Origin of the sequence: Chitinophaga agrisoli (assembly GCF_008386695.1) — a bacterium.
In the GTDB taxonomy this organism is placed as follows: domain Bacteria; phylum Bacteroidota; class Bacteroidia; order Chitinophagales; family Chitinophagaceae; genus Chitinophaga; species Chitinophaga agrisoli.
Map to the genome: position 1 here is coordinate 1 of NZ_VUOC01000089.1, position 448 is coordinate 448.

Consider the following 448-nt stretch of genomic DNA (forward strand, 5'->3'; position numbering starts at 1 on the left):
CTGAACATGCACGAGTCTATGTGACCTGATGAAATCCATCCTGAAGGAGCTGGCGAATGAAGTTGCTAAGCCACTGTCATTCATATTTGAAAAATCGTGGCAGTCAGGTGAAGTTCCCAATGACTGGAAAAAGGGCAATAAAACCCCCATTTTCAAGAAGGGGAATATGGAAGACCCAGGGAACTACAGACCAGTCAGTCTCACCTCTGTGCCTGGCAAAATCTTGGAGCAGATTCTCTTGGAAAGCATGCTAAGGCACATGAGAAACAAGGAGGTGGTTGGTGACAGCCAGCATGGCTTCACTAAGGGGAAATCCTGCCTGACCAATTTGGTGGCCTTCTGTGATGGGCCTACGGAACTGATGGGACAGAGGCAGAGCAGTAGACATCATCTACCTGGACTTGTGCAAAGCATTTGACACTGTCCCGCACGACATCCTTGTCTCTAA

At 48.4% G+C, this 448-nt stretch carries 1 protein-coding gene; it reads left to right on the forward strand.

Translation table 11 applies throughout. The annotated features are described in order from the left end of the window. Nucleotides 1-28: 28 nt before the first annotated feature. On the forward strand, nucleotides 29-418 hold the full coding sequence (locus tag F0L74_RS32950) for an RNA-dependent RNA polymerase family protein (RefSeq protein WP_149842238.1): 390 nt from the start codon (nucleotides 29-31) through the stop codon (nucleotides 416-418). Nucleotides 419-448 lie beyond the last annotated feature (30 nt).